Origin of the sequence: Streptomyces sp. NBC_01716 (genome assembly GCF_036248275.1) — a bacterium.
Classification (GTDB): Bacteria; Actinomycetota; Actinomycetes; order Streptomycetales; family Streptomycetaceae; genus Streptomyces.
The window spans coordinates 3899474-3912208 of record NZ_CP109181.1; the positions used below are offsets into that span (position 1 = coordinate 3899474).

The following is a 12735-nucleotide window of genomic DNA, read 5'->3' on the forward strand; positions in this document are numbered from 1 at the left end:
GCCATAAGCGACGCCCATGAGCGCCCGCCTATCTGCGCGGCCTCTGAGTACAGAACGTCTCCGCCACCGCAAGGGACAGCGCCAGGGCAGCCAAGTCCGGCGGGCCCTTCGTTCAGTCGAGGTCGACGCAGATCACGAGGAGGCAGAGCCCCGGGTCGTCCGCCGGCTCCTCGGCGGTCGGGGGCGGGGGCGGAGGCGTGGCGGGCTGGGTGGGCTTGTTCGGCTTCGGGGCCGGCGTATCCGCCGTGGGCGGCGGTGTGTCGGGCGTCTCGGGCGACTGCGGCTTCGTGTCCTGCGGGGGACGCGCGTCGTCCGGGGTCGTCGTCTGCGGCGCGGTCTTCCGCTTGGCCGGCGCGTCGACGGGCGTGATCGCGGTCGCGCTGCCCGGGGTGTTGGAGTCCTTGGTGTCCTCGGACTCGCTGCCGGCTCCGGGCTTGGCGTGCTTCGGGGCGTGCGTACGGGAGCGGTCGGCCGTCGGCTCCGAGCCGGTGTCGCCGGTGTCGCCGGCGTCGACGGAGCCTCCGGACGAGGTGGACGGAGCCGTGGCCGGTTCCGGAGTCGTGGACGCCTGGGCCTGGGAGACGGAGGGCCGGGACGACGGCATGAACGCGAGGGTCAGACCACCGCCGACGAGCGCGACGGTCGACGCCACGACTGCCCGGCGCCGCTGCTTCTTCCAGTCCGCCAGACGGCGCCTGCGGGCGGCGCGGCCCGTGGCCGAGCGGGTCGCGGGACCGACGGGCGCGTCCGGGTCCATGTCCGCGGCCATGTCCAGGGCCGGGTCGGCGAACCCCGGAAACGCGTCGAACTCCCGCGTGTGCGATATCTCGGACATCACCGCGACGGTCGTGGGAGTGAGCTGGAGCTGTGCGCCTGAGGGTGCGATGTCGGGGGCGTAAGCACCACAACCGGGGCACACGAAAACCCCGTTGAGCGTCCGACGGCACGTACTGCAGTAGTCCATCCGCGATCTTCCTGTGCTGACTGCGCCGCCTGGAAGCCGACGACCTGTCTCTGTTTCGCACTCAGGATCGAGCGCCCAACAACCTAGCCTCTGTGGCCGGAGACCATGCGAACCCCATGTGGCGCTCCTGCGAAGATCGCGAAACCGCGTACCGCGGGGGCGGCGGCCGAAACCCTCGGAAACGCTCCGTCGGACCATACCGCCGCACAACCCTTCGTGAATGTCTCCAGCCCTTTTTGAACACCAAATGCCGGGTGGGGAACGGGCCGTGAACATCCGTCATCGAAACTCTTCGCCGTACTGCTGTTCGCCGGATCCCCACCTACCGTCACCTCACGGGGTCGGAGAGTGCCGGGGGGCGACAGATCATGGAGTGGTTCAGCGGAGAGAATGTTTTCGCCATCCTGGCCATGGTGCTGGGTGTGCTGACCTCCGCGGGGCAGGTCTGGTACGAGCGCCGGGTGCCGCACAGCAAGCGGATCGGGTACCGCGTACAGATGGACACGGCGATCGGCAACGACGCGCACTCGGGGCAGACGAACGTACGCCTGGGGCTGTTCGACGACGACCCGGACATGGCGGACGCGACGCTCGTACTGCTGCGGCTGGAGAACGACGGCTCGCAGCCGATCTCCGTCGGGGACTACACGTCGCCCAACGTCCATGGTCTGACAGTGCGGTTCACCGACCGGCGGATCAAGGCGGTCGCTGTGACGATTCCGTCGGACTACCCGGATCTGATGGACAACTTCACGCCCGCGAGGGGCTTTCGGCGCTCGGGCAGCCAACTGACCGTGCCGAAGGTCCCGTTGAACAAGGGGGAGCACTTCAAGCTGCTGGTGCTGCTGACCGGCGGCAGGGTGGGGGACGAGGTCAAGGTCAGCGGCGGGCTGTCCGGCGGGCGGGTGGCGGTCAACCGGGCCATCAAACCCGACGAGGCGCCGCCGAAGTTCAGCCGGCCGGCACGGCTGATCACGCTGCTGCTGACGGTGTGTCTGATCGCGCTCTCCACGATCATCATCGTGCGGGGCGACGCCGACACCACGCCGCTGGGGTGCGAGACGGGCACGCTGACCGTCACAGGATCGACGGCGTTCGCGCCGGTGGCACGGAAGTTGGCGACGTCGTACGAGGAGGACTGCCCGGACTCCACCATCGAGGTGGACCCCAACGGCAGCCTGGAGGGCATCCGCGACCTGGCGAACAGCGCGTCGAAGGCCGTGGTCACCCTCTCCGACGGACCGAAGCCCGTGGGCTTCCCGGACCTGGAGGAACACCGGGTCGCGGTCTCGGTGTTCGCGCTGGTGGTCCACGACGACGTGCCGTTCAAGGGGCTCAGCACCACGGACGTACGGAACATCTACCGGGGCAACGTGAAGAACTGGAACCAGATCACCGGCACCGACGGCGAACGCGGCCCCGACCTGCCGATCAAACTGATCAGCCGCGCGGACGGCTCGGGCACGCGGGACATCTTCGAACGCAAGATCCTCTCCGGCGACGAGGAGAAGCAGAAGGTCCGGACGGTCGACGACTGCCGCCGGCCGGTGGACCCGGCGCAACCGACGTTCCGCTGCGAACTCGACACGACGGAGCAGGTGCTCAAGACGGTGAAGGAGGTGCCTGGTTCGATCGGCTACAGCGAACTGCGCTCCAGCACGGGCGTGAACGGCCTGCACCGCCTCTCACTGGACGGCCTGCCGCCTTCGGTGGACGACATCGCGGAGAGCGACTACCCGTACCGCGAGATCGAATACGGCTACACCTACAACCGCCCGGCCCCCGACACCCTGGCCTCCAGCTTCCTCAACTACGTGATCCGCACGGGCGGCCAGGACGTGGTCCGCAACGAAGGCCACCTCCCGTGCGGCGACCCGGAGGTCCTCCAAATCTGCGCGGACGAATAACCCCCCGCCCGCCCGGCCGGGCCGCACGAAGATCTGGTGGTACGCGCTCAAGGTTCCCTCCGCTCGAATACCACCAGGGGCGGGTCCTGCCGGGAGGGGAACGGGGACAGCTCGGTATGGGCCCCCACGATAGACACGCGCAGGGCAAAGGTGTCCGGCCATCTTGTGAAGCGTGAGGACCCATCAATGACAATCCCGTCCCAGTCTTCCTCTTCTGACGCCCCCGACCGGTCGATGACAAACCCCAGACACTCCGCCCACCTCTCGCCCATCACCACACGCACCGCTTCCACGACCTGGTTCTGCTGCGGTCGGTCCATTCCGTCAAGACCGAATTCGATGACGGTCACCCCACCACTGTCCGGACGTCGCACCCGGGTGAAAACGTCGGTCTCCCAGTCCAGCCAGAACTGGAAGTTGACCTCACCACCCCCTGAACGCCGGACACCAGCAACCGACTCGACAAGCTCCTCCCGCGTCAAGAACACCTGCTCGCCCCATGAATCAGGCCCGTTGGTGATGGCCGAGACCAGCCCGGTGGACGGATTCCCCAGACTCAGCCCGGCTTCCTCCAGGGCGGCCACCAGGGTCTCCGCCCGATCGGAACTCGAATCGCCCTCGTACCAGTAGACAAAGCCGTCGCTCATCGATCTCACCTCACGAATGTGTGGACATTCCCGTCACCGAGAATCCTTCGGGCCAGATTCAGAGCGGCTTCCGGCGTCCCCTTCTCCAGATAGACCTGCGCCCGGACACCTTGCTGTTCCGCCGCATACTTGAGGATGTGGCACTTCTCCCCGAACTTGGCGAGATTCCTGGCCTTCGCAGGACCTCCGACGGCTATGTACGAACCATCCCCGCCGATGACATCGACGTCACTCGTTCCCGCACCAGGTTTGGTGACCTTCAGCCCAGGCTTTCCCGGCGCTCCGGAGGGAATCCTACCGTTGGTCAGTTCCGCCACCTTCTGCTCACGCGCGGCGCCAACTGCGTCGGATACTGCGGGATCCGTTGAATTCTTCTTTCCCTCCCCCTTGTCACCGCTACCGCTGTTCCCGCCCTCCACGCCGTCCGCGCTCACCGCCATGAGGACGACACCCGCCGTCCCGAGCAGCGCCGCGTCGAGTGCCGCGCCCGCCGTGATCGCGCCGCCGGCCGTCGCCGCCGCCCCCGCTCCCGCGAGCGCGAGTCCGCCCGGCGGGAACAAGGCCAGTAGTGAGAGCAGGAGCAGTGCGAAGCCGAGGTAGACCAGGAAGGCGTCGAGCGCGTCGAGGAGGTGGAACGTGGTGATCGCCTTGCCCTCGGGACCCGCCTCGCCAAGTCCCCGGTACAGCAGGAGCGTTCCGGCGGTGGCCGCTCCCAGGGCCGTGACCAGGCGGAAGCGGTGGACGGCCAGCCGTTCGGCGACGGGCTGGGCCGTGACGGCTCGGGCGGTGCGGAGAAGGCAGAACAGTTGCCAGGCGATCCACACGAGAGCGGCGACGCCGAACCCCATCAGGATCTGGGGGCCGTTGCCGGTGGTGAAGAAGTTCTGAAGCCCCGCCGTGGAGGTGAAGGAGCCGACTCCGAGAAGGAGCAGCGCGGGTAGCGCCAGGACACAGGGGACGAGGAACAGCCATCTGCGCCACGAAACCCCACCGCCGGCCGGTCGGAGCCGGGCTCGTATCTCCTCGGGGCGCCAGGCGCCTCCACGGTCCGAGGCATCCATCCGCGCGGTGGCGTCCGCGACCGCACCGCGCAGTCGCTCGGTCTGTTCCGGCCGCTCGACGGCCGACGCGTACAGCAACGCGCGACGCAGGCCGACGTACCGCAGCACGATCAGCACGCTCCACGGAATCCGCCGCCACGACCCGCGCCGGGTCAGACTCCATGACGAGTACCGCAACAGCGCGGCCACGCTGTCCCCGTCGGCGCGTTCGGCCGAGAGCAGCACCCCCGGCACGGTGCGTTTCCCTCGGCGGAGGACGTGCAGGTCCACGACGAGCGCGACCAGCAGACAGACCAGAGGCACGGCCCACGCCTTCGCGTCCAGCTCGTCGAGCCACTGCCCGGCGGCCTCTCCGCGTTCCTCCGCGACGTAGTTGTTCACGGTGTGGTGCACCACGGCGAGCGCCACCGGCACCACCGCCAGCAGGCGCACCCAGCCCCGGCACCGGAACAGCAGACCAACTCCCAGTCCGGCCGCCGCCGTCCAGACCAGATGGCTGAACGTCCCGGCAACGGGCGGGCCCACCACCGCGGCCTCACCGAAGGGGGCCGGCAACCACGCCCCGAACACCTGCTCCGGGCCGGGCACATAGGGCGGGAAGATGCTGTCCGGAACGACCCAGCCACCCGCGGCATGCGGTATCGCTCGGTCCGAGTCCAAGCCGAACCGGAGTACGCCCTCCAGCAGACCGAACCCGGCACCGAGCGCCCCACCCAGCAGGACGAAGTCCGTCAGCCCCCATTGCCTGCGTACCTTGAGGCTCAACCCGGCGAGCAGAAGCGGGGAGACCTTGACCAGTTCCTCCAGCCACGGTGCCACCGTGTAACCGGTAGTGCTCACCACCTGCGGCAGCGGCTGCCCGGACCAGTCCGAGTAGAGGCGGGTGTACGCGAGTTGGAGCAGCGCGGTCACCACTCCGCATCCATAGACACCCACCACGACCGCCAGCAGCACCGTGGACAGCCGGACCGAACGGGTGAGCAGGGAAAGGGCGAACAGTTGCAGCACGCCCCAGACGGCCGCAGTCACCATCAGTACCGTCACACAGGCCCCCGCCCAGAATCATGGATTCGCTAGTGCGAACGCCATCGTATGGGCGGAGGCCGTCGTACGAAAGGAAGGAGGGGCTAGAGGAAAGAGTTGATCTGGATCGTTTCCGTGCGGCCCGGACCCACGCCGATCGCGGAGATCCGGGTGCCCGACATTTCCTCCAGCGCCTTCACGTAAGCCTGCGCGTTCTTCGGGAGGTCCTCGAACGTCTTCGCCTTGCTGATGTCCTCCGTCCAGCCCGGCAGGTACTCGTACACCGGGGTCGCGTGGTGGAAGTCGCTCTGGCTGTACGGGAGTTCCTCGACGCGCTTGCCGTCGATCTCGTACGCCACGCAGACCGGGATCCGCTCCCAGCCCGTGAGGACGTCCAGCTTGGTGAGGAAGAAGTCCGTCAGGCCGTTGACCCGGGTCGCGTAGCGGGCGATCACCGCGTCGAACCAGCCGCAGCGGCGGTCGCGGCCCGTCGTGACGCCCCGCTCGCCGCCGATGCGGCGCAGCGCCTCGCCGTCCTCGTCCAGCAGTTCCGTCGGGAACGGGCCCGCGCCGACGCGGGTCGTGTACGCCTTGAGGATGCCGATCACCCGGCTGATCTTCGTCGGGCCGACGCCCGAGCCCGTACAGGCGCCGCCCGCCGTCGGGTTGGACGAGGTCACGAAGGGATACGTGCCGTGGTCGACGTCCAGAAGCGTGCCTTGGCCGCCCTCGAAGAGCACGACCTTTCCGGCGTCGATCGCGTCGTTGAGGACGAGCGTCGTGTCGCTGACGTACGGACGCAGCTTGTCCGCGTAGCCCAGCAGTTCCTCGACGATCTTGCCGGCCTCTATGGCGCGCCGGTTGTAGAGCTTGGCGAGGAGCTGGTTCTTGAAGTCCAGCGCCGCGTCGACCTTCTGGATCAGGATCGACTCGTCGTACAGGTCCTGGACACGGATACCGACCCGGTTGATCTTGTCGGCGTACGTCGGACCGATGCCACGGCCCGTCGTACCGATCTTCCGGGAGCCGAGGAACCGTTCCGTCACCTTGTCCATCGTGGTGTGGTACGACGTGATCAGATGGGCGTTCCCACTGATCAGCAGCTTCGACGTGTCGACGCCGCGGTCGTTGAGCCCACTCAGCTCGGAGAGCAGGACGGCCGGGTCGATGACAACGCCGTTGCCGATCACCGGCGTGCAGTCAGGCGAGAGGATTCCGGAAGGGAGGAGATGCAGCGCGTATTTCTGGTCGCCGACGACGACCGTGTGGCCGGCGTTGTTGCCGCCCTGGTAGCGCACCACATAGTCCACGGATCCACCGAGCAGGTCGGTGGCCTTTCCCTTGCCTTCGTCACCCCACTGAGCACCGAGCAGCACAAGTGCGGGCACAGGCGTACACCCCTTCCGGGCGGGGCATGTCCAAGGCCAGGGGACGCACATACGTAGGACGCACGCGTGAGAAATCGCACGACGCCGTACGACGAAGCCTGAGCCGTCGAACCGGTTGCCCCGGAATAGACCAAGCCCCTGGCGCAATAGCGCAAGGGGCTCTTGCACAAAGATGCTACCCGAGGAAGGACCGAGGTGTCGGCTCCAGAGCCCGCCGAGAACGGTGCCCAGCAGCTTCTGGTGGTCATCGACCCGGTCGCCCGCCGCACCGACGGCGAATCAGTCCGCATCGCGAAAGACGTGTTGAGCGCGGGTGCGACGGCCAAGATCTGCCTGCCCGACGGCCCCGCCGACTTCGCTCGGGTGCTGGCCCGGAGAGGCTCGCGGCGGCCGGTGGTGATCGGCGACGACCGCGCTCTGCTGCGGACGGTCGCCCTGCTGCACCGGGAGCGCGACCTGGCCGCGGGCGCGCTGTCGCTGGTGCCGGTCGGGGTCTCGGTCGACCTGGCGCGGTCGCTCGGCGTGCCCATGGGCGCGGTCGCCGCGGCGCGGGCGGTCCTGGACGGAGTCGTACGGCGGCAGGATCTGCTCGTCGACGACAGCGACGGCGTGGTGCTGGGGGATCTGCGGATCCCGGCGCCACCGCCTGCGGAGGACGGCCGCGCCGGCGGCTCGTCCGTCTGGCACACCTGCCGGTCCCTGGTCCGGACGCTGGTCAAGCCCGTGCCGCAGGTGCTGGCCGTGCACCCGCACCGCCTGCGGGTGGAGGCGGACGGCGTGGTGCTGAGCGATCTGGACGAGCCGGTCGAGGCGGTGACCGTACGGTCGGTGGCCGGGCGGGCGGAGATCGTGATCCGTACGAGCGCCTCGGCCGAGCCGATCACGGCGAGCGCCCTGTCGGTGACGGTCTCGGGCGCGGACTTCCGCTACCGGGCGGACGCGGCCGTGACGGGCCCGGTGCGGACACGCACCTGGACGCTGCGGGCGGGGGCGTGGGGGCTGACGCTGCCGGGGGACGCCTGAGGGAGCCGGGAGCCGTTGGCCGGGGGCCGGGCATGGGGGCCTCACCCGCCGAGTTGCTGCGCCCTGTGCTTCGTCCAGCGGTCCATCAGCGATCCGAGCTCCTCCTCCAGGAACAGGAAGAACTCCAGCGTCTCGTTGATCCGCCGCCCCTGCGGGGTGTCGGGCCCGAAGTGGTCGACCCCCTCCTGCATCGTGACCTGCCAGCCTCGCAGCATCGAGTCCCGGTTGGTCAGTGCCTCGTACCACTGGTTGCCCTGCACGCGGTAGCGCTCGCGCCGGGAGCCCGGCTCGCGTTCGCGGATGACCATGTTGACCTGGGAGAGATAGCGGATCGCGCCGGACACGGCCGCCGGGCTGACCTTCAACTGGTCGCCGAGTTCGGCGGAGTTCATGACGCCCTGCTCGGAGGAGAGCAGCGCCGCGAAGATCCTGGCGGGCATGCGCGTCATCCCCGCCTCGACGAGCTGGGCCGCGAAGCGTTCGACGAACTCGGAGACGGCGGCCTCGTCCTCGCGCCCACGCTCACTCATGTACTGACCTCGGTCTCTCTCGCCGCGCTCGTGGCGTCTCCGGTGCGATCAACGCCTGGGGCGCCAGGGGCGAGTCTATCCAGTCCATTTTATACGCTTCCTTAACTTCACAAGTTTCTGAAAAAAGCGTACGTTCAAAATCATGACGAAGGCAATCACCGTCGCCGAACTGCACAAGTCGTTCGGTCGGACGCACGCACTGGACGGCCTCGACCTCACCGTCGAATCCGGTGAGGTCCATGGCTTCCTCGGCCCCAACGGTGCCGGCAAGTCGACCACCATCCGCGTCCTGCTCGGGCTCCTGCGCGCCGACTCCGGCGCCGCCCAGCTGCTCGGCAAGGACCCGTGGAAGGACGCCGTCGCCCTGCACCGGCGGCTCGCCTACGTACCCGGGGACGTCGAGCTGTGGCCGAACCTCACCGGCGGCGAGGCCATCGACCTGCTCTCCAGGCTGCGCGGCGGACTGGACCGGCAGCGCAGGGACGAGCTGATCGGACGCTTCGACCTGGACCCGACGAAGAAGGGCCGCGCCTACTCCAAGGGCAACCGGCAGAAGGTCGCCATCGTCGCCGCGCTCGCGTCCAACGCCGAACTGCTGCTCCTGGACGAGCCCACGGCCGGTCTCGACCCGCTCATGGAGGTCGTCTTCCAGGACGTCATCACGCAGGCGAAGCAGGCCGGCAAGACGGTGCTGCTCTCCAGCCACATCCTGGCCCAGGTCGAGAAGCTCTGCGACCGCGTGAGCATCATCCGGCTGGGGAAGAACGTGCAGTCCGGCACGCTCAGCGAGATGCGGCACCTGACCCGTACGACGGTCGAGGCCGAGACCGAGCGCCCGGCCACCGGGCTCGACGGCATGCCCGGCGTCCACGGCGTGCGGCTGACCGACCGCAGGGTGCACTTCGCCGTCGACGGCGCGCACCTCGGCGCGACGATCCGCAAGCTCGGCGAGTACGGCATCCGGAGCCTGATCAGCCACCCGCCGACCCTCGAAGAGCTGATGCTGCGTCATTACGGCGACGAGCTGGCGGCCAACGGTCACTCGGTCGACGGGGACGACGGGGACGACGCCGAACGCCTCCCGGCCGCCGCCGACACGACCCGCTCCAGCGGGGTCGCCCGATGACCACCGTCACCGCGCCCGCGGCCGGGCACACCTCGGCCCCCGCCCGGATCGGATCCGGCGCCCTGGCCGGCACCGGGACCCTGATCCGCTTCGGCCTGCGGCGCGACCGCATCCGTATCCCCGTCTGGGTGATCGCCCTCACCCTCGGCACGATGTCCTCGGTGACCGAGTTCAAGACCCTGTACTCCACCGCCGCGGAGCGCGCCTCGGCCGTCAGCTCGATGGACAGCCCCGCCGCACTCGCCATGACCGGCCCGCGCCACTACCTCGACGACTACAACACCGGCTCGATGATGGGCCACCAGCTGCTGGGCTTCATGGCCGTCCTGGTCGGTCTCATGAGCGTCCTGATCATCACCAGGCACACCCGCAACGAGGAGGAGACCGGCCGCGCCGAGCTGGTGCGCTCCACCGTCGTCGGTCACCACGCGCAACTCGCCTCCGCGCTGGTCGTCGCCGCCGTCGCCAACATCGCGCTCGCCCTCCTGCTCACGCTGAGCGTTCTGTCGGCGGGCATCGACGGGATCACCACCGGCGAGGCGCTGCTGTACGGGCTCACGCACGCCGCCATCGGTCTCGTCTTCGCGGGCGTCGCCGCGATCACCGTCCAGATCACCGCCCACACCCGCGGTGCCTCGGGCATGGCGCTCGCCGTGATCGGCGTCGCCTATCTGCTGCGTGCGTCCGGGGACGTGGGCAACGACGCGCTGTCCTGGCTGTCGCCGGTCGGCTGGGGCCAGCGCACGTACGTCTTCGTCGACAACCGGTGGTGGCCGCTGCTGCTCTGCCTGGCCCTCGCGGCGCTGACCGCGGCCATCGGCTTCGTCCTGAGCACCAGGCGTGACGTCGGCGCGGGCCTGCGCTCCGCCCGGCTCGGCCGGCGTACGGCCTCCGCCGCGCTCACCCGGCCGTTCGGCTTCGCGCTGCGGCTGCACCGGGCGACCCTGCTGGGGTTCGGCGCGGGGCTGTTCGTGATGGGCGTGATGTACGGCTCCATCCTCGGCGAGGCGGCCGACATGGTGAAGGACATCGAGCAGGTCCAGGAGGCACTGGACAAGATCGGCGGCGCGTCCGTCGCCGAGTCGTTCGCGTCGATGATCATGGTCGTCATCGCCGTCGTGGCCGCCGTGTACGTGGTGATGGCCGCGCTCCGGCCGCGCGCGGAGGAGAGCGCGGGCCGGGCCGAACCGCTGCTGGCCACCGGCCTCTCCCGGGACCGCTGGGTGGGCAGCCATGTGGCGGTCGCGCTGGCGGGCGGCACGGCGCTGCTGCTGGTGGCCGGGCTGGGCTTCGGCATCACGGGCGCGGCCTCCGCCGGGGACGGGGGCCTCGTCCTGCGCCTGGTCGGCGCGGCCCTGGCGTACGCGCCGGCGCTGTGGGTGACGGTCGGCGTGGCGGTGGCACTCTTCGGCTGGTACCCGCGCGCCGGAGCGGCGGCCTGGGTCGTACCCGTGTACGCGTTCGTGGTCGGGTACCTCGGACCGATCCTCCAGTTCCCGAACTGGATGAACAACCTGTCCCCCTTCGGCCACATCCCCCAACTCCCGGCCGCCGAGATGACCTGGACCCCGATGCTCCTCCTCACCGCTGTCGCGGCGGCCCTGATCTGGCTGGGCCTGGCGGGCTTCCGCCGCCGGGACCTGGAAACGAAGTAGGGACCGGGGAGGGCGTCACACCTCCACCAGCAGTTCCTTCACTCCCCGGATCACATACCCCGGCTTCCACTCCGGCTCGGCGACGAGCCGGAGTTCCGGTGCCTGGCGCAGCAACTCGGCGAATGACGTGGTCAGTTCGAGGCGGCCGAGCGCCGCTCCCAGGCAGTAGTGGATTCCCGCGCCGAACGTCACGTGCGGATTGTCCGCGCGGGTGAGATCCAGTGTGTCGGGGTGGTCGAAGCGGGACGGGTCGCGGTTGGCGGAGCCGAAGAGGAGCGCGAGTTCGGCTCCGCGCGGGACGACCGTGCCGTCGATCTCCATGTCGTCGAGCACCCATCGCTCGAACATCTGGAGCGGCGTGTCGTACCGCAGCAACTCCTCCACAGCTGCGGACAGCGGCGCCTCACCCGACCGCAGGGCCGCGAGCTGTTCGGGGTGCCGGAACAGCGCCCACCAACCGTTCACCGTGCTGGAGACCGTCGCCTCGTGCCCCGCGTTGAGCAGGAGCGCGCAGGTGGAGATCATTTCCTGTTCGCTCAGCCGGTCCCCCGCGTCCTGCGCCGCGATCATCGCCGAGAGCAGGTCGGTGCCCGGCACCGCACGCCGGTCGGCGATCAACTCCCGCAGGTAGTCGGTGAATTCGAGCGACGACCGGACCGCCCGCCGCGCCGCGTCCTCCGTCGGATTCAGCTCGTACATCGCGCACATGTCGGCCGACCAGGGCCGCAGCAGCGCCCGGTCCGCCGCCGGGACCCCCAGCATCTCGGCGATGACCGCGACCGGCAGCGGCTCGGCCACCTCGGCGAGCAGATCCCCGCCGCCCGCCGCGCACAGCCCGCCGACCAGCTCGGCGGCGAGCCGCCGGACGGTCGGCGCGAGCGCCTCGACCGTACGCGGCGTGAAGGCCTTCGAGATCAGGCGCCGGATCCTGGTGTGGTCCGGTGCCTCCAGGTCGAGCAGCCCGCTGCCGTTGAGGATATGGAACGGCTCGTGCGCCTCGGGCGTCGGCGTACGACCGAACTCCTCGTGCGTGAAGCGGTGCAGATACGTCCGCCCCAGCCGCCGGTCCCGCAGCAGGGCCGACACGTCCGCGTGGTACGGGACCAGCCACTGCCGCGACGGCTCGAAGTAGTGCAGCCGGCCCCGCGCACGCAGCTCCGCGTAGGCGGGATACGGGTCGGCGACGAAGTCGGGCGACCACGGGTCGAACGACTGGGACACCGGCGCGGTCGGCGACGGTGCCGGGGCCGGGGGCGTGGTGACGGGCTGGGACGCCGCGTGGGACGTGAAGTGCGCGTCGGACGCGGACGCGGGTGTGGATTCGGGTGCGGGCCGGGACTCTGCCATGCGCGAAACCTACTGACCCGGGCCGGTCGAACGCACGGGGCCCGCCACCGGTACTTCCTCACAT

At 69.5% G+C, this 12735-nt stretch carries 10 protein-coding genes; 4 read left to right on the top strand and 6 right to left on the bottom strand.

The features are described 5' to 3' along the window. Positions 1 to 112: 112 nt before the first annotated feature. A complete protein-coding gene (locus tag OIE74_RS38630; RefSeq protein ID WP_443076138.1) occupies positions 113 to 1240 on the bottom strand; it encodes an SCO2400 family protein in 1128 nt (375 codons plus the stop codon). A 92-nt stretch (positions 1241 to 1332) separates the two neighbouring features. Between OIE74_RS38630 and OIE74_RS16980 the strand changes: the two genes are divergently transcribed. Continuing rightward, a complete protein-coding gene (locus OIE74_RS16980) occupies positions 1333 to 2871 on the top strand; it encodes a PstS family phosphate ABC transporter substrate-binding protein (protein WP_329384080.1) in 1539 nt (512 codons plus the stop codon). A gap of 47 nt (positions 2872 to 2918) precedes the next feature. On the opposite strand, the gene OIE74_RS16985 is transcribed toward OIE74_RS16980, so the two are convergent. From OIE74_RS16985 to OIE74_RS16995, 3 genes are all read right to left on the bottom strand, one after another. Then, the gene (locus OIE74_RS16985) at positions 2919 to 3518 is read right to left on the bottom strand and encodes a hypothetical protein (protein ID WP_329384083.1); all 600 of its coding nucleotides are present in this window, start codon (positions 3516 to 3518) and stop codon (positions 2919 to 2921) included. A 5-nt stretch (positions 3519 to 3523) separates the two neighbouring features. Continuing rightward, complete coding sequence (locus OIE74_RS16990) at positions 3524 to 5611, bottom strand: PrsW family intramembrane metalloprotease (RefSeq protein ID WP_329392330.1); 2088 nt, start codon at positions 5609 to 5611, stop codon at positions 3524 to 3526. Between the two features lie 95 nt (positions 5612 to 5706). Beyond that, on the bottom strand, positions 5707 to 6990 hold the full coding sequence (locus OIE74_RS16995; protein ID WP_329384087.1) for an adenylosuccinate synthase: 1284 nt from the start codon (positions 6988 to 6990) through the stop codon (positions 5707 to 5709). 195 nt (positions 6991 to 7185) lie between these two features. On the opposite strand from OIE74_RS16995, the gene OIE74_RS17000 reads away from it, so the two are divergent. Beyond that, complete coding sequence (locus tag OIE74_RS17000) at positions 7186 to 8013, top strand: diacylglycerol kinase (protein ID WP_329384090.1); 828 nt, start codon at positions 7186 to 7188, stop codon at positions 8011 to 8013. 41 nt (positions 8014 to 8054) lie between these two features. Here the strand turns inward: OIE74_RS17000 and OIE74_RS17005 are convergent, their stop codons facing one another. Next, positions 8055 to 8543 (bottom strand): GbsR/MarR family transcriptional regulator, encoded by a 489-nt coding sequence (locus tag OIE74_RS17005; RefSeq protein ID WP_329384092.1) that lies wholly within the window; start codon positions 8541 to 8543, stop codon positions 8055 to 8057. A gap of 142 nt (positions 8544 to 8685) precedes the next feature. On the opposite strand from OIE74_RS17005, the gene OIE74_RS17010 reads away from it, so the two are divergent. Both OIE74_RS17010 and OIE74_RS17015 read left to right on the top strand, forming a co-directional pair. Continuing rightward, entirely contained in the window at positions 8686 to 9669 is a 984-nt protein-coding gene (locus OIE74_RS17010; protein WP_329384095.1) for an ABC transporter ATP-binding protein, read from the top strand. Further along, entirely contained in the window at positions 9666 to 11324 is a 1659-nt protein-coding gene (locus OIE74_RS17015) for an ABC transporter permease (RefSeq protein ID WP_329384097.1), read from the top strand. Before OIE74_RS17010 ends, OIE74_RS17015 begins: the two co-directional genes overlap by 4 nt. A 15-nt stretch (positions 11325 to 11339) precedes the next feature. Here the strand turns inward: OIE74_RS17015 and OIE74_RS17020 are convergent, their stop codons facing one another. Further along, positions 11340 to 12545: a cytochrome P450 gene (locus tag OIE74_RS17020; protein ID WP_329392331.1), complete on the bottom strand. Its 1206-nt coding sequence runs from the start codon at positions 12543 to 12545 to the stop codon at positions 11340 to 11342. Positions 12546 to 12735 lie beyond the last annotated feature (190 nt).

Coding starts and splice junctions, on each gene's coding strand:
- OIE74_RS38630 (WP_443076138.1), bottom strand. CDS start 1,240: ATGTTCACGGCCCGTTCCCCACCCGGCATTTGGTGTTCAAAAAGGGCT.
- OIE74_RS16980 (WP_329384080.1), top strand. CDS start 1,333: ATGGAGTGGTTCAGCGGAGAGAATGTTTTCGCCATCCTGGCCATGGTG.
- OIE74_RS16985 (WP_329384083.1), bottom strand. CDS start 3,518: ATGAGCGACGGCTTTGTCTACTGGTACGAGGGCGATTCGAGTTCCGAT.
- OIE74_RS16990 (WP_329392330.1), bottom strand. CDS start 5,611: ATGGTGACTGCGGCCGTCTGGGGCGTGCTGCAACTGTTCGCCCTTTCC.
- OIE74_RS17005 (WP_329384092.1), bottom strand. CDS start 8,543: ATGAGTGAGCGTGGGCGCGAGGACGAGGCCGCCGTCTCCGAGTTCGTC.
- OIE74_RS17010 (WP_329384095.1), top strand. CDS start 8,686: ATGACGAAGGCAATCACCGTCGCCGAACTGCACAAGTCGTTCGGTCGG.
- OIE74_RS17015 (WP_329384097.1), top strand. CDS start 9,666: ATGACCACCGTCACCGCGCCCGCGGCCGGGCACACCTCGGCCCCCGCC.